This window comes from Streptomyces sp. NPDC015125, from assembly GCF_043080045.1.
Classification (GTDB): domain Bacteria; phylum Actinomycetota; class Actinomycetes; order Streptomycetales; family Streptomycetaceae; genus Streptomyces.
Map to the genome: position 1 here is coordinate 988,973 of NZ_JBIBVF010000002.1, position 15,501 is coordinate 1,004,473.

General features: G+C 68.5%; 15 protein-coding genes. 7 read left to right on the top strand and 8 right to left on the bottom strand.

Going from position 1 to position 15,501, the window contains the following annotated elements:
- Positions 1 to 1,141: 1,141 nt before the first annotated feature.
- Positions 1,142 to 1,564 carry a hypothetical protein gene (locus tag ACF088_RS09845; RefSeq protein ID WP_392374919.1) on the top strand — a complete coding sequence of 141 codons (423 nt, stop codon included), beginning with the start codon at positions 1,142 to 1,144 and terminating at the stop codon, positions 1,562 to 1,564.
- Positions 1,565 to 1,594: 30 nt separating this feature from the next.
- On the opposite strand, the gene ACF088_RS09850 is transcribed toward ACF088_RS09845, so the two are convergent.
- Positions 1,595 to 1,864 carry a DUF6233 domain-containing protein gene (locus tag ACF088_RS09850; protein ID WP_392374920.1) on the bottom strand — a complete coding sequence of 90 codons (270 nt, stop codon included), beginning with the start codon at positions 1,862 to 1,864 and terminating at the stop codon, positions 1,595 to 1,597.
- A gap of 758 nt (positions 1,865 to 2,622) precedes the next feature.
- Between ACF088_RS09850 and ACF088_RS09855 the strand changes: the two genes are divergently transcribed.
- Both ACF088_RS09855 and ACF088_RS09860 read left to right on the top strand, forming a co-directional pair.
- Complete coding sequence (locus ACF088_RS09855; RefSeq protein ID WP_392374922.1) at positions 2,623 to 2,895, top strand: hypothetical protein; 273 nt, start codon at positions 2,623 to 2,625, stop codon at positions 2,893 to 2,895.
- Between the two features lie 43 nt (positions 2,896 to 2,938).
- Complete coding sequence (locus ACF088_RS09860) at positions 2,939 to 3,286, top strand: hypothetical protein (RefSeq protein ID WP_392374924.1); 348 nt, start codon at positions 2,939 to 2,941, stop codon at positions 3,284 to 3,286.
- Positions 3,287 to 3,771: 485 nt separating this feature from the next.
- Here ACF088_RS09860 and ACF088_RS09865 read toward each other — a convergent pair whose 3' ends face one another.
- Positions 3,772 to 4,146 carry a hypothetical protein gene (locus ACF088_RS09865; protein WP_392374926.1) on the bottom strand — a complete coding sequence of 125 codons (375 nt, stop codon included), beginning with the start codon at positions 4,144 to 4,146 and terminating at the stop codon, positions 3,772 to 3,774.
- Positions 4,147 to 4,449: 303 nt separating this feature from the next.
- Between ACF088_RS09865 and ACF088_RS09870 the strand changes: the two genes are divergently transcribed.
- Entirely contained in the window at positions 4,450 to 4,689 is a 240-nt protein-coding gene (locus ACF088_RS09870) for a hypothetical protein (protein WP_392374928.1), read from the top strand.
- A gap of 35 nt (positions 4,690 to 4,724) precedes the next feature.
- Here ACF088_RS09870 and ACF088_RS09875 read toward each other — a convergent pair whose 3' ends face one another.
- Positions 4,725 to 5,150 carry a hypothetical protein gene (locus tag ACF088_RS09875; protein ID WP_392374930.1) on the bottom strand — a complete coding sequence of 142 codons (426 nt, stop codon included), beginning with the start codon at positions 5,148 to 5,150 and terminating at the stop codon, positions 4,725 to 4,727.
- Between the two features lie 575 nt (positions 5,151 to 5,725).
- Here ACF088_RS09875 and ACF088_RS09880 point away from each other — a divergent pair.
- Positions 5,726 to 5,941, top strand: a complete 216-nt coding sequence (locus ACF088_RS09880; RefSeq protein ID WP_392374932.1) for a hypothetical protein — start codon at positions 5,726 to 5,728, stop codon at positions 5,939 to 5,941.
- A 641-nt stretch (positions 5,942 to 6,582) separates the two neighbouring features.
- Here the strand turns inward: ACF088_RS09880 and ACF088_RS09885 are convergent.
- The 3 genes from ACF088_RS09885 to ACF088_RS09895 all read right to left on the bottom strand — a co-directional run bounded on the left by ACF088_RS09885 (position 6,583) and on the right by ACF088_RS09895 (position 9,628).
- Positions 6,583 to 6,729: a hypothetical protein gene (locus ACF088_RS09885; protein WP_392374934.1), complete on the bottom strand. Its 147-nt coding sequence runs from the start codon at positions 6,727 to 6,729 to the stop codon at positions 6,583 to 6,585.
- Positions 6,726 to 6,851 carry a hypothetical protein gene (locus ACF088_RS09890; RefSeq protein WP_392374936.1) on the bottom strand — a complete coding sequence of 42 codons (126 nt, stop codon included), beginning with the start codon at positions 6,849 to 6,851 and terminating at the stop codon, positions 6,726 to 6,728. Before ACF088_RS09890 ends, ACF088_RS09885 begins: the two co-directional genes overlap by 4 nt.
- A gap of 2,411 nt (positions 6,852 to 9,262) precedes the next feature.
- A complete protein-coding gene (locus tag ACF088_RS09895; protein WP_392374937.1) occupies positions 9,263 to 9,628 on the bottom strand; it encodes a hypothetical protein in 366 nt (121 codons plus the stop codon).
- A gap of 623 nt (positions 9,629 to 10,251) precedes the next feature.
- Here ACF088_RS09895 and ACF088_RS09900 point away from each other — a divergent pair.
- Entirely contained in the window at positions 10,252 to 11,382 is a 1,131-nt protein-coding gene (locus ACF088_RS09900; protein WP_392374939.1) for an FAD-dependent oxidoreductase, read from the top strand.
- A gap of 256 nt (positions 11,383 to 11,638) precedes the next feature.
- Here ACF088_RS09900 and ACF088_RS09905 read toward each other — a convergent pair whose 3' ends face one another.
- On the bottom strand, positions 11,639 to 14,317 hold the full coding sequence (locus ACF088_RS09905) for a Helicase associated domain protein (protein WP_392374941.1): 2,679 nt from the start codon (positions 14,315 to 14,317) through the stop codon (positions 11,639 to 11,641).
- Between the two features lie 36 nt (positions 14,318 to 14,353).
- Positions 14,354 to 14,533: a hypothetical protein gene (locus ACF088_RS09910; protein ID WP_392374943.1), complete on the bottom strand. Its 180-nt coding sequence runs from the start codon at positions 14,531 to 14,533 to the stop codon at positions 14,354 to 14,356.
- Positions 14,534 to 14,833: 300 nt separating this feature from the next.
- Between ACF088_RS09910 and ACF088_RS09915 the strand changes: the two genes are divergently transcribed.
- The gene (locus ACF088_RS09915; RefSeq protein ID WP_392374945.1) at positions 14,834 to 15,046 is read left to right on the top strand and encodes a hypothetical protein; all 213 of its coding nucleotides are present in this window, start codon (positions 14,834 to 14,836) and stop codon (positions 15,044 to 15,046) included.
- Positions 15,047 to 15,501 lie beyond the last annotated feature (455 nt).

A 15,501-nucleotide genomic window follows, 5' to 3' on the forward strand; every position in this document is an offset into this window, starting at 1 on the left:
CTGCTGTGCGATGTAGGCCAGTTGACCTGCTGTGCTTGAGATGGGGGGGGAATGTTGTAACGAGATCGATAATGCTCTTGGAAGCGCGTCGATTGAGGGCGGCACGAATACGCCTTTTGCTCCTGATGTGATGCATGTCAATGGGAGCTGTGATGCGGCTTTTGTGGGGTGGGTCATGCTGGCTGAAGGCGCGATTGTCGTTCCTCGTGATGGACTTGGTGCTGCTGGTCATCGCCAGCAACAGGGGCCTCCGGCGCAGCCGGAGGCCCCGGCCGGGAATTGATGAAAGGGCCCCCGCCGAACCTTGGGTTCTAGTAGTCGTTGCAACACCCCAGCTCAGGGGATGCAATGGACTTCGAGATCCGTGGGGATCGGAGGGCTCAGGGCCCTGTGAGGCTGAGTCGGGAGCGGGCGGAATACTCCCGGCTCGTGCAGCAGGGCTACAGCAACAAGGAAGCCTGTCGGCTCGTCGGGATCGACGCCCGGACCGGCAGGAAGTGGCGTAACGGCCGCAGCGCCGACCGCAGGCAGAAGGCGGCACCACCGATCAATGCGGTGGTGCCGCCTTCCGGTCCGTCCGGTATCTGCGTGAGGCCGACCGCGGGGGTTGGCGATCCAGCCGGCTCCCGGCGCCTGACGGTCAGTGTTGCTCAGTGCTGCTGGATCCAGAGACTGAGCCAGCCGACTATCGCCGTTCCCAGCGCTGTCGACGCGCCGCGGACGAGACCGGTTGTTGCCTCCTTCGACAGGCGTTGCAGGGCCTTCCGCCGGGTGGGGGCAACGGCGGCGCGGGGCTTTTGTAATCCGTGAGTGCTCGTAGGCTCAGAGGTGGACACGACGACTCCTTCACAGTGGTGATCGTGGTTCAGATGCAGAACGGCTCCCTGTTGCACCAGGGAGCCGTTCGTCAATTGTCCCGCAGGACGGTCCGGCTGACCGGAACCGTGCCCGGCGGACGTTTTCTGTGCCCGCATCACCTACCGACTGACCTGCACACATGACAGGGCGTCAGGAGGCCTTGCAGAAAGTATTTGTCCGTTGGTTGAGGTTGGGTCACTTTCCGCGTGACAACGTGAGTCATCGCGAGGTATCTCTGGACTTTCTGCGTCGACGAGGGGGAACTATGGGGCGGGTCTTGCGCATGCCGACCGAGGAAAAGCTGCCGCCGGGCCTGCGGAGGGAGTTCGTAAAGGCCCTCTTCGGCTACTACCGGTCAGCCTCCAGGCCGACGCTGCGCCAGATCGCCGAGCTGATGCGGCAGAAGTCCCCGGATGTGGCTGGCAGCCCGGAAACGGTCCGCCGCACGCTGTTGGGGCTGTCCGTTCCGACCAGTTGGAGCACGGTCGATTCGATACTCGTGGTGCTGTGCGACCTGGCACACATAGACCCCGATGCGGCACCAGTCGATGACGACCTGTGGATCCGCTCGGGGAGGACCAGAGCGGAGATCAAGGCGCTGTGGAACGCGGTGCTCGACGGCGCCGACGAAGGCGGCCTCTGGGGCAGAGAAGGCACACAGACCTATCCGGAACCTCCGGAGTACAGCGACGAACCTCCGTTTTAAGCCGCCTGGTGCATTCCCGTGGGCCGCGGCTCAGTCGATCTGGAGCTCACGCTCCGGGCGGCACAGAGCGCAGGCTTCCACCCCAGCGGTCAGCGCCTCGATGGCCGCGCGGCGGGTGATCGGCCGCACCCGACGCTGCCCGACCGTGAATTCGCCGTGGTGGGTGGCCACCGGAAGCGGATCAGGGCCGACGGTCACCTGCACCGTCCAGGTCGGCGGCGGCACAGCGCGGGCGGCCGCCTGGCGGGCAGCCTCCTGCTGCTGCTCCCGTTGCTCGGCCTGCATCAGGGCGCGGGCCATCTGCAGCTCCTGGCGCTGCGCCGCTGCGCCGGCGCGTCGCCGTGCCGCGTCGCGTCGCCGCTGCGTCGAGGTGGTCGTTGTGCTGTTTCCTTCGCTGTTGCGTGGTTCGTCTGGCTATAGCGGTGTCTGCATCGTGATGGTGTTGCTGTGTGGTCTGGGTGGGGCGAGGGGGTCGCGGGTGCGCACGGCGACCTGGCGATGGTCTCGACGTGCGTGGGCAGGGTGAGGAGGTTCTTGTCGGTGTTGGTGGTGTTGTTGCCGCGGTCGCTGACTCGGTGACGTGGCGGCGATGGTGTCGAGGTGGGGCGGTGGTGGTTGTGCGCCGCTTCGCGCCGGCGTTGTCGTCGGGTGAGGTCCGGGCACGCGCGTTGGCCGTGCCGGTGAAGTTTGCGGTGACGGTGCCCTAGGTGGGGGCCTTCTTGGCTGTTTCGTGGTGCCGGGGCCGGTTGACGCTCTGGGCCAGGATTTTCCTGCCGGGCGCCGAGTTGGTGGCGGTTTGTAGGCGAAGCCGTCCGCTGAGGTGTCGTCGGTATGCGGCTCGTCTTTTCCCTGGTCCGGGGGCATGGTGACGTTCTTGGTGTCGTTCCCCGCGGTCTTGCGGTTGCGGTCCGTGCCGCGCAGGAAGTAGCTGTCCTCCTGGGTTTTATGGTGTCCGCACCCGTGCGCTGGCCGCCGGTCTGGACGCGGAGGTGGCCGTAGCCGTGCCACTGGGGCCAGGTCTTGATCTTCTCCTTGGTCGGCCTGTCATCGTCGTTGTAGTGCCAGGTCGCACCATCGCGGTAGTCGTAGCGGGTGACCTGGTCCGGCGCGTCCCGGTGCGGTCGGTGGTCGTTACGGACTCGGCGACGTACTTGTTGAACCACTCCCTGTCCATGTTGTCGCTGGCGCTGCCGTGGATGAACTGGGGGAAGCAGCGGGTGGTGTTGGACTCCGGGGTGGGCAGGTTGAACGCGCAGGCGGGCTGGGAATGGTTGACGTCGGTCTGGCCGCCGTATTCGTCGTCGTCGGCCGGCAGGCGGTCCTTGATGTAGGGGGCGTAGCCGTCGCCGGTCTTGTCGAGGCATAGGGAGCTCTATGAGCAAGAGCATCTTGTCGATCGGCGGCAGCGGCCGGCGGCCCTTGCTGATCGTCTTCGGCCCCTCGACGACATGGTCGGGCATCTTCAACAACCGGGTGGCGGCGGCGAGGGCCACTCCGTTGCCGGCGAGCATGGCGATCGTGTCTCTCTTCTTTGCCCGGAATTCGTCGAAGTATTGGGTGGACCGCTGGACGAATGCGTCCTCGTCTTGCGCGTCCTGGGTCAGCCAGGTGAACCGGGCAGCCTCCTTCAGAAGCATGCGCGTGGCGAATACTGTCGCGGCAGCGGCATGGTCCTCGAAGGTGCTCATCATGGTTGAGGAGGTGGAATGGGCCCCGGCGTAGGTGAGAGCGCTTGCCAGCTTGGGGTCGCCGTGAGCCCACGGGCTGGTGATCCAGCTGCTGACGAATTCCTCGTACTGGCGGACCGCGGCGGCGTCCGGACCGGCATCGAGGATGTCCGGCAGCACATCGTGATGGGCCACCAGGACCTCTGGCCGAGGACGCCGTGTCCGTGCCGGCCCTGACCGTCGGATCGACCCCCGTCAGGGGCTTCGGGTCGCCCAGACCGTGCACTGCGTTCGCCGCGGTGACGACATCTTCGGTCAGCCGCATCAGCGTGGCCAGGAAGTCGGCCGGTTCGACCTCCGGCGGCCGGCGCTCCGGCACGGCCGCGCACATGCCCAGATGCGTGAGGGTGATGCCCACGGCGGCGACATGCATGAACAGCGCCTTGTGATCGGCCGGCAGATCATGCCCGGCTGCCCTGCCGGCGGCCAGGCTGCTTTGCAACCCCAGCAGGTTGCCGTGACCGGCGTGTGCCAGCACCGTCACCGCCCCGCGCAGTCCGGATACGGCCAGCATGCCCGGGCGGCCTTCAGCAGGTCCTTGCTGCTGCCGCCGAGCAACGCGGTCGACGCCGTCCGGGTGGGGGCGGAGGCGAGAAACAGGTCCAAGAGCTCGGCCGTATCGGGAAGCGACGGCGCTGCCAGCGCTGCCAGAGTCGATCTCGTCAGGTCGGTGACGCCGTCCAGGGGAACGAACCGCCGGGCCAGGTTCGGGCAAGTCACCTCGTGGTCGGCCAGAAATCCGCAGATCCGGTCACGTTCCTTGAGCATGCTGCCCAGCAGACCCGGCCGCCTCTCGGACGGGGACTCGGCGATCCATTGCCAGAGCGGACCGTCGTCGAACAGACTCCGGGCCATAGCCCCCACGACGGTGCCGCCGAACCCTGAGACCAGCAGTGAATCCGCGCAGGCGTACCGTCAGCGGGCCTAGGGAAACGTCGTCTCCGCGAGGAACTGGTCGGACGGCCCGCCGAAGTGAAGACCGCGGGCAGCGTGTCCAGATGACACCGCAGCGCTCGCGTCGCTGACCGCAGGGACGCTACCGACGGGTCGGCCTCCCGCCCGTCGGGCCAGGTGCCCTCGGCCCCGGACCACGTCTCGCCCATCCCTGCCCCCACCTGTCGGACTTTCTTCTACGTCTCGCCGTGATTGTCCCCAGGCGTGGGACCGGAGGAGAAGAGCGATGACGCGGAAGCGGTCCACAACAGGCGGGCGCACGGACTGTTGCACGACTCCAAGCCGCGCGGTCCACGGGAGCCGGGCTCTCGTGGTTCAGATGATGTCGATGTCCGCGCCGAACTCCCCAGGGGGATGCTGCTGATCTCCGTCAGCACCCTGGCCGGCACTGGACCGCTGAAGGCCCTCAACTCCGGTGGTGACGTGCCCAGTTGCGGGACGTAGACCGATCGAGGGCCCTCGCGGCGGACGGTGCCGCGTCAGACGGTGGCGGTGGCCGTCGTGTCGGCGTAGCGGAAGCCGTCGTCGTCGAAGTAGAAGACGGTGACCTTCACCTTGTCGCCCTTCTCGAAGCCCAGGGTGGCGGCCGGTTTGAGCTGGACCTGTGCGGTGTGGTCGGCGTAGTCGCAGACGAGCTTGCCGACCTTGATGGTGCCCGCGCCGTAACCCTTGAGCTTGGACGAGGTGATCTCCTCGGCGTTGGCGACCAGCTGGTGGTTCATGCCGGGGTCGCAGGAGTACGTGACGTTCACCCGCAGGCCCGGCCCGTCCAGCGAGACCTTGTCGATCGCGATCAGGTTGGCTTTGGCCGCGGCCATCGGTGCGGTGGCCAGGACGCCGGCCCCGGCCAGGGCGACGACGGTGGCGGCACCGGCGACACCGCGCCGGATGCGGGATGCCTTCATGGAGTTCTTCCTTCCCCCTGCGCAGTCACGGTTACGACGACTGCGACACTTGTTCGCTTTCGGGCGATGCACACATTACGTGAACTTGCAGGGACATCGAATCCTTTTCCGGACACCGGTCCGGCCGCCGGCCCGCCGATCTGGGACCGCCCGGTTGGACACAGCCATACACCTCGGCAGGCCACCTCGGCCTCCCGGGTTCTCGTCACCACCTGAACCGCTCCGCGCTTGAAGAACACGCGCTCCACCAGCAACTCGCTGAGGTGCGGAAACAGATCACCGACGAGCTCATCACACCGGACCACGATCCCCGATGACGCTACGTCACCGAGACCCAATCCCGTTGATCGGCCTCACGGAATTTGTGCCTGATCCCATGACCCGTGAACAAAGCCAGGACGTCCGTGGACGTCAGCGCGCATAGTCCCGGTACGCCGGACCGCCGGCGCGTTCCGTCTCGCGGGCCGCCGGACGAGGTCCCCGGAGCACCTGTCGGGACGCGGCCAGCGCGCACGTCCCAGAGCTGGCGGAGAAGGGCGAGGGTGCAGCGACCAGCACTGAGTACGGAGGCCCGCATGGTTGACCCGATCCCGCCGCACCTCTCGCCGGAGCACCTGGAGCGCCTGGAGCGCCTGGAGCGCCTGGAGCGCCTGGAGCAGCTCGCCGATGCGATCCGGCTGCGAGCGGCGCTGTACCCGTTGGCGAAGCCGCCGGTCCGACGCCGTTCACGGCAGTACCCCGGTGGCCGGCCGTGGCGCTCCGCGCGCAGGCGCCGACGCCACGAGAAGTGAGTGCTTGGTCAGGCGCTGGATGTGAGCTCTTCGATACGGGTGGCGAAGCCGGCGTTGGCGGCCGCGGAGACGCCGGCGTTCTCCTTGCGCAGAACGTCCAGGATCCGCAGGGCAGCCACCAGGCCGCTGCAGTGGCCGAATTCCGGGGTGGCAGGGTCGTGACTTCGAGTCCGGCCTGGTCGCGCCAGAGTTCGGCTTCATGGCGCTCGCCGAGACCATGAGGTGCAGGTACCGGCAGCAGGCGGCCGCGAGGTCTCCGCCGCCGGCGGCGAACTGCCACCAGAACTGGGCGCTCTCGAAGCGCTGGGCCAGCCGTAATACGCATCCCAGGACTCGGGCTGCTTCAGGCTCGAGGATGCGGCGGGACAGGAAGGTGCTGAGCTTGTGCAGATCTCGCGCGACGACGGTCTCGCACAGCGTGTTGAGGTGCCGGGTGAGGGCCCGGAGGGGCAGTCCGTCGCGCTCCGCGGCGCGAGCCACGGCCGTGCGGGCGGGCTCCATCTGGCCGTCGAAGGAGAGCGCGCCCTGCCAATGCGTTCGTTGATGCGTGCGGTCAGCCGGCCTCGGCCGCCGGTGTTCCGTTGTAGGGCGCCTGGTCAGCCGAGCTTTGGCCAGTGTGCGGTCGAGTTCGCTCGGTGTGCTCATAGTTCCTCCTTTTCCAGGCCCAGGGCGCGCTGCAGCCGGTGCCGGGCGTAGCGGGTTGTGGACCGGACTCCCGCTGGGGTGACGCCGAGGATGTTGGCGGTCTCCTTGATGCCGTATCCCAGGCAGTACTGCAGGACGATCACATCGTGTTACCGCTCGGCAGGGCCTGGATCACCGTGTAGATGTGCAGGCTCTCCGACAACTCACCGATCGGGTCGACCGCGTTGCGCAAGGCGGCGGTCTCGAAGGCCGCCTCGTCCACCACGGTGGGCGGCGGCCTCGCGCACGGGCGTGGTCGATGGTGCGGTACTTGACCACCACCCACGCATATGCGTTGGGTTCTCCTGTTCCAGCACGTCCGTCCACTTGAGGTAGGGCCGCTCGAAGGCCTCGTCCACGGCTTCTTCGGCGTCGGCGAGGTTGGCGAGGTAGAGCTCGGACCAGTGGATGTAGCCCCCGGAACAGCTCGTGGAAGGCCCGGAAATCAGCAGGCAGCTCAGTCATCGGGAGCGCTTTGAGGCGGCGGGAGCGGGTCACCGCTCACCGCCCGGGCCCGGCCGGCGGATCCGCAGTTCTGACAGGCCCATCAGTACGCCGACAGCTGCGGCACGGCGCAGTACGGCCAGAGCGTCTCTACCGAAGACACGGGCGGCCACTGCGGCCGTCACAGGTCGCCAACGACACGAAGCTTCACGGACTCGGGAATCCCTCCGGTGGTGAGAGAGGCGCACCCCCAACGCCTCAGAGGAACCTTGTTGTTCCTCTGCCCCAAAGCGTGTGCCGGGCCCGGATCGTGCAACGACTAGCCGGAAAATCTTACGGTTCCCGGAGTCCGGTACCTCGGAGACAGCGGAGGCGTTCCTTCCGGCGGGAAGCACTGCGAGCTCGAAGCGGCCGGTTGGCGTGATCCGGACAAGGACACCTCATCGCTGCGCCCCCGTGACCAGCAAGATCGACTCGGTCAGGGGCCGGTGAGGATCGCGTGGGTGCCGATCCGGCGCCAGACGATGTGGCGGCTGCCGCGCGTCTTCTCTTGGCCGTACTGCCATGTCGCGCGGCCGTTTTGTGCCCAGGTGAGTTCGTAGACGCCGGGGCGACGCGCAGGCCCTTGATGCGCAAACCGCCGCATCCACCGACCGCGTGCCCACCGACCGCGTGCCCACCGACCGCGTGCCCACCGGCCGCGTGCCCACCGGCCGCGTGCCCACCGACCCCGTGCCCACCGGCCGCAGGACGGCCGCGCAGATACTGCGCGTGGCCACATCAAGCGCGATCGTCACCTCGACAGAACCCGTAACCCCCTCGGCCAGGACCACCATCACGTCCAGCGCAGTGCTGTCCAGCATCACCATCTGTCCAGCATCACCATCTCACCGGGTCGCAGCGCCACCGTCGGCGTGAACGAAGGAGCCGGCCGCGAGAACGCCGGCGCCGCTGCGCTGCCGTCCCCCACAGCCCCTGACCGTCCGCGAGCACATGTACCAACCGCTTGAACGTCGTCACCCAAGGCACCTCCACCACCCCCACGCCGTGAGCGTCCTCCAGAATCCAGCCGACCATCCGCCGCAACCGGCTCAACGTCCCGGTCGACCGCTCCCGCTGCGCCTCCACGCCTGCACGATCGCGGCGACCACCCGCTCGTCAGCACCCCCACCGGCGAGCACCGACGGGCAGCCCGGCCATCCACCAGACCCCACAGGCCCTGCTCCCGGTAGCGGACCCGCATCCGCCGCACCGTCACTGCACTCGCCGGCTGCCCAGCCGCCGTCAGTTCGGAGCCGTGCCTGCCTCCCGCTCTGCCATGCTGCGCCGAGCCGGATCGAACTCGGCCCGAGGCGCCTGCGCCTGCGCCTGCCCGGGAACGGGGAGCCCGGCCTCCACTTCACACACATGCCGCTCCCAGGCATACGCAAGCCCGCGCACCTGCTCCAGCAGCCTCTCAAGAAGCCCGAATGGCGCGACATCACGGCGAGCGCGCCTACCACTTCGAAGTCGGGAGCGGCGAAGAGGTAGTTCACGAGTACCGTGGCCACGGAGTCGTCCGCATCGATCAGCCGGGCGTGAGGCCCTTCCAGCATGACGACCGTCCAGGTCCGCTGAGCGAAGCGCACCCGCGTTCCGGGCTCCAACATCGCGCCGTTCATGTCTGCTGCCGTCCGGCGGCGCAGGCGGCTGTCACGGTCACCCGCTCATCCAGCGGGCGTCGAGCGGAGTCGACAGGCACCGTTCCAGAGCGCGTGAAGACCACTGGGAGGACCTCGGCCGGATCCCCGAGCTCGCGGACCCGCCGATCAGCGCCGAGGCCGTTGAAATGCCTCGGCCACGCGCCCCGCTAAACGAACGCACCGGACCACAGTCCTCCAGGTGGACGCCGCGCACTGCGTCCACCCACGGCATTCGCTGGCCGACACCCAGGGGGTCGATGAACCGCGCATCGACGGAGGCAGGGGTGGCTACCGGCTTCGATGTGACATCCCGTGTTCGCACACACGCTCAACTGCTAATCGTCTCACCCGGTAATGGCCCGCAACGCACGAACTGCTTCTACCCCAGCCCGGCGGGTAGTGGGACTTGGCCGACGTCGATTGTCTGGGCGGGCACCGGGCGCTCGGGCGCCACGCAGCGGAGCGGAATCCTCGGTGGACACCGGCTCCTGTCGACCTCAGAGCTCCAGCACTACAGCGGAGCATCATCCGGCGCGAAGTCCGGGTCTCGATCTTCGAAGCCTTCTCGCAGATAGGCTTCGTATCGTCGGCGCTCTGCTTCCCTGTGACGGGCCACCGTGGTCGCGGCCTCGGCGACATGAGCCTGTGATGGAGGAAGTTCTGCTTCCCTGACATACGCGGACAGGGCACTCACCATCACCCTGTCCTCGACCATCCAACACATCTGCCGGATGTAGTGGAACTCCCTGAGCCCGGCCAGCCGGTACTCCCGAGCCAGCCGAAGACCGGGCATGACGCGCTCGTAGACCTCGTCACCGGGAATCCGCAGAAGAGCGAGTTCAGCAACCCGCAGATGGCGTGTGGATGCTCCTCCCACAGCTGTTCCTGAGGCATGCCCGGCGAGAGCGTGGTCGCTTCAAGGGATCGTGGAGCTTGAGCAATTCCGACAGAGCCGTATCCCAGGCGGACCGCCCCAGCTCGACCAGCGGATTCTTCTGGCCTCGTTGCCTGCCGCTTCAAGGCCAGCCACGTCGACCCCATGCACGCGCCCGCACCTACGAGCGCACCGCCGAAGCCCACCAGGGCCGTTGCAACGTCTATATCCACGCCCCGGCTATGTACGCGAGTTGCGACGTCGTTTCGACACGAGATGGAGAGTCGCACGCTCGCGCGAATAGCCGATGTACGCGAGCACGGGAGCACCCCTCGCTCACACATCCCGGATCATGTCGGCCGGCCACCGCGCCCGTCGGGCCGTCCGTTGTACCTCCGTGCAAACCGGGCTTCGTCCTCGGGAGCGATGCGAGAACGAGAGCATGAGCACGATCGACCCGAATGCCGAGTGGAACCCCCTTCCGGGTACGTGTCGGGACCGATGCGCGGTGTCGGTCATCCATCGGCGACTGCCGGTTCGATGTCGGTGGCCTGTCGGCGAGGTCCGGCACCGTTCCAGAGACGGCCGCCCCGCTCACTGGGCGGCCCCGACCCCCAGGAGCCACCATGCACATGCCCGTCACGATCATCGGCGCCGGACTCGGCGGACTCACTCTTGCCCGCGTCCTGCACCTCCACGGAATCCCGGTCACGGTCTACGAGGCGGAGCCCTCCCCGACGGCGCGCACGCAAGGCGGGATGCTCGACATCCACAACTACAGCGGACAGCTCGCCCTCAAGGCGGCCGGCCTGATGGACGAGTTCCACGCCATCGTCCTGGAGGGCCGACAGGCGACGCGGGTCCTCGACCCGGACGGGACCGTCCTGCTCCACAAGGTCGACGACGGCATGGGCGGACGCCCCGAGGTGCAGCGCGGCGACTTACGACAGATCTTGCTCGACTCACTCCCGGCCGGCACCGTCCGATGGGGGCACAAGGCCGGCAGCACCCGCGCCCTCGGCGGGGGCCGCCACGAGGTGACGTTCGACGGCGGCGCCACCGTCGTCACCAGCCTGCTGGTCGGCGCGGACGGCGCCTGGTCACGGATACGGCCACTGCTCACCACCGCCACACCCGAGTACGCCGGCACATCGGTCGTCGAGACATACCTGTTCCACGCCGACACCCGCCACCCAGCCGCCGCGAAAGCGGTCGGTGACGGGTTGCTGATCGCGCCCTCGCCGGGCAAGGAGATCTTCGCCCACCGGGAGAACGGCGACACCCTGCACACCTACGTGGCGCTGACCAGGCCGCAGGACTGGTTCGCCGCCATCGACTTCACCGACGCCGCCGCGGCCACCGCCCGGATCGCGCGCGAGTTCGACGGCTGGGCACCGGAACTCACCGCGCTCATCACCGACGGCGACACAGCGCCGGTCCTGCGCCCCCAGTACGCTCTGCCGACCGGGCACCGGTGGGACCGGGCGCCGGGGGTCACCCTGCTCGGCGACGCCGCCCACCTCGCGCCCCCGAACGGCGACGGCGCCAACCTGGCCATGTACGACGGCGCCGAACTCGGCAAGGCCCTCGCCGCCCACCCCGACGATATCGAGGCCGCGCTCACCGAGTACGAGCAGGCCATGTTCCCCCGCAGCGCCGCGGTCACCACTTTCGAAGGTGGAACGGTTCCGGGGATCGACGCCGAGCACAACACGGCTCAGGGCCTGATCAGCATGATCACCGAGAAGAGCCAATAAGCCGCGCAGGCCCCGATCTGACGCTCCCCGTCCCACCCCGCTCAAGCCCAGGCGGCGGTGACTCCCAAGCTCATCGACATTGATCACGGGCGCGAGCGATGAACCGACTCCCGAACCCGTCGACAAACGACTCCCGTTCTCACGCACAAAGCCACACGCCCGGCATGGTGCCTCAGCGGCGTCTGGATCACACCCCACGGGCTGACCGGCCAGCGTAGAGGCTGGTCTACCGGTACCCGGTAGACCAGCACCACACCTACGCCCACTCCACCCCCAGTTCGGTGAGGGCGACCCGCTGCTCGGGGGTGAGTTTGTCCCGCCTGGATTTGGTGTTGGAGATCCATACGCCCAGCTTCACGACCGCCGGCTCCGCCTCACTGCCGCCCTCGCCGTCAACGCTGATCTCTTCGCTGTGACCGCGAGGCACTGGCTTGTCTGCACCTTCTCGCTCGATCCATTGTGCGAGGGCGGTGAGTCCGCGTTGGAAGGCTTGCTGCGCCTTACCCTGCCCCTTGGCCGCGCGCTCTCCCTCCGGGGCTGGAGCCGGAGCCTGGGCGGGCTGCACGCCCAGCCCGGCAAGCCGTTCCTGCTGCTCGGTGGACAGCTGCGCCCAGGTGCTCGCCTCCCGTTGCCGTGCCAGCCACCGCCCGAGGTCGTCGCCGTCGAAGAGCACACCGGGTGGGATGTCCGGCAGCACGCCGCTGGGTTCGTCGGCTGCGAGGTCGGCGAGGACGCGGTAGTGGCGTTGCCAGTCGAGTGGCCAGGGGCAGTTCCAGTCCGGGTCGATGGCCTCCAGCTGCCCCGCCCGCACGGTGGCCCGCTCCGGGTCCTTGCCGAGGCCGCCTTTGCGGCGGAGGTTGGCCATGTGCTGCCCGATGGGCACCATCGCCTCGCCTTCGCCCCACACCGCGTCCTGCCGGGGCGCGAGGTGCCCGGTGGCGCGCCGGTACGACCGCAGCGCGGCGAGCTTGGCCTCCCACGCCTCCTCGCCCGGCTCCCACACCATCCCGGCTTCGTCGAGCAGTTCCTTGCGGTGGGCGTCGAGTTCGCCGGCCCGTAGCGCCCGCCGCTGCTGGTGCACCCAGCGCCCCAGCGGAAACGCGTCGGTGGACCCGGCCGCGGCCTCAACGTCGTAGCCCACTGCGTGCAGACCGGTGATCTCGTTCTCCTCGCGCCAGCGGCGTAGGGCCTGGTAGCCCTCCAGCCAGACCAGCGACTCGGGCCGGATGACGCGGCATCGGGTCAGCGCGGCGACGTCGGCGGCGTCGCGGGGCCGGGCGAAGTTCACCACCACCGCGTCGACACGATCCACCTCCCGCTGCACCTCGCTCTCGGCCTCCTCCACCTCCCCACCCTCTGTCCCCGCACCGCGGGGAGCCGGCCGGACATGGAGACGCCGACGTTCCTCACCACGGGTCAGGGCGCGGGAGGCGAGCTGGTCGACCATGCGCTCCGAGTGCGACCGCAACGCCTGGAGGATGTCGACCAGCGGCTGGTAACTGGCGGAGGCCACCATGTCCTTGGGGTCTTCGCCGGGCTGAAGGAAGATCGGGATGATGATCCGCGCGGTCTTCACGCTACCGTCCGGATTCGGACGCAGTGCCCGGCCGATGTTCTGGACGATGTCGACCTGGGAGGTGCGGGAGCCGACGACGCAGACCGCTTCCACGCCGCGCAGGCCGGTGATGTCGACCCCGACCCCCAGAGCCCGCACGGAGGCGAGGAACGCGCGGTGCACCCGCTTGCCGGCGGCGTTGATGCCGTTGGCGAACTGTCCGATCACCTCGCGCCGGTGGGCGACGGGGTGGTCGCCGCACAGCCAGTCGGCCCACACCCGGTCCGGCGGGACGTGGCGGGCGTCCTCCAGCTCGTACAGCTCGGCGTCGATCGAGGAGGCCGGCAACTCCTCCGCACGGGCCAGGGCCGCCTCGGACGCCTCGGCGGCGTACAGCTCGCCAGCGGTGGCTGGCATCTGCTCGGCGAACGCCCTGGCCTCTTCCACCCGCTGGTGGAACGTCATGACGGTGTGCAGGTTCCTGGCCGCGGCGTGCTCCAGCAGCGCGGCCTGCAGCAGCGCCAGGCGCCGGCCGCGCAGCGCATCCTCGGACAGCCCCAGGACGGGGTCCGGGTCGCGGATCTCCAGCACGTCAATCTCGAACCCTGCCAAAATCGAACGTTCCACCGCCTCCGCCAGCCCGAGGTCGAAAATCCTGGGCCCGTAGGTCGCCGAGTCGGCCTCCATCGAGGCGACCACCAGCTCCTGACCGTCCCGGCCCCGCTGGGGCCGCGGTGCGGCCAGGATCCGCGGGGTCGCGGTGAGGTAGAAGCGGAAGTCGACGGGGATCCGGCTGTTGTCGTGGATCGCCGCCCAGGGCCGGCCGATGTCCCCGGCCGTCATGTGCCCCTCGTCCAGGACGGCCAGGTCGAACCCTGCCATCCGCTGCCCGTAGAGGCGCTCCCCGCCCGCCAGAGCGGCCTCCAGCGGCCCGCGCACCTTCCGCTGCCCGGTGACGTCGGTGGGGTCCTCACGGTCCACCAGGGAGGCGTACGTAGCGAACACGACGACCGGCCCCGTCCCGGCCCACAGGGCGAGCTGGATCGGGTTGGTGGTGGTGCGCACCCCGAGCTCGTTCAGCACCGGGTCGTTGTCCACCGAGCACACCGCGACCATCGGCGCCCGGTGCCCCACCCGACGCCAGGACTGCGCGCTCTGCACGATCAAGTCCAGCGTGGGCACCATCACCAGAATCCGACCTCCGGGGAAGCACTCCAGCGCGCTCGCAGCGGCCGTGATCGTCTTCCCCGACCCGGTCGCGGACACCCCCGTGGCACGCGCCCCCTCCGGAGGCACAAAAGATCTTGCAGGAAACCCCACCCACTTCCGGAAACTCGACTTCTGGTCTACCTGGTGTTCCTTGAGCGGAATCGCTGACATTTCCGTTCCTCCCCGATGCCTAAGTCCCGTGGTTCTTCAGACGGCCGTGTGAGGAGTGCAGGCCACACCGGCGTCACTCCAGATCGACGTATCCGCCTTGTGCCAGCCGCCGGGCGTCCCGTCCGACTTCCCACGCTTGAACCCCGGCAGGTCGTCCGGGTCGTAGTGCCCGGCCTCGCGCGTGCAGAGGATGACGTCCCCGCTGGACATCTCCACCGTCCGTACCGTGCACAGACCGCCGGCCTCGCCCAGCGCCTCAGCACCCGGCGTCGCCCGGTGATGTGCGGGTGCGTGCGCAGCAGCACGGCCTCCCGGACGAACATCTCCCGCCGCACCAGGTCGGCCCGTTCGCGCTGCCGCACGTCCGCGAGATGTACGGCCAGCTCAGCAGCCCCGGCCGACCGGCCATCACGCCGCGACCAATCCCGATCCTCGATGCCCACCAGGGCCTCGCTCACGGCCATCACGCCCTCATCCCAGCCGTCCGCGAACCCCGGGCCCGAAGAGGCCGGCGCCATGCAGTCCAGCTCAACCACCTCGCACTGCGCCCCAGCCACCGCCCCGGCCTCCAACGCGGCCACCAGGTCATCCGCCTCCGCCGCAGGCACGCCCGCCTCCAGGAGCGCGAACCGCTTCAACCGGGCGTTGGTGCCCGCCGCCTGGTACTGCGTCACCCTGCGTACAGAATCGCTGCTCAGCGCGGATGCTTTCGCGGTAGATTCACTGTGACCGTCCATCTGCGGCCGTTCCTCTCGAAAATGAGGGAGCATTCCAGGCTTTGGAGGGTGTGCCTTGTTTTCGCCAAGGCTACATGCATGTATCTCTATGATGCATGCACTACACTGGAACTCGCCACGAACGAGCGACCCCACCCCTAATAGCCAGCCGGCCCGCGTCAGCGGGCCTTGAAGCCCTGAAGGCGAAGCCGGAAGGGCGGTTGGGCAGGGGAGCGCAGCGGACTCGCCCAACAGGGCTGAAGCGAAGCGCAAGCCCTGGCTGACTGGACAGAGTCCAGTCAGCTTCGGGAGCGGAGCGGACGAAGCGTCAATCCCTCGGCGAAGCCGAGGGATTGCGCGGGTGGCTTCACCACCCGCCAGCGCTCACGCGGAGCGTGAGCGCAACACCCCCGCGAAGCGGGGGTGTTCGCTTGCATGGCGCGCAGCGCCATGGACCCGCTCCGCGGG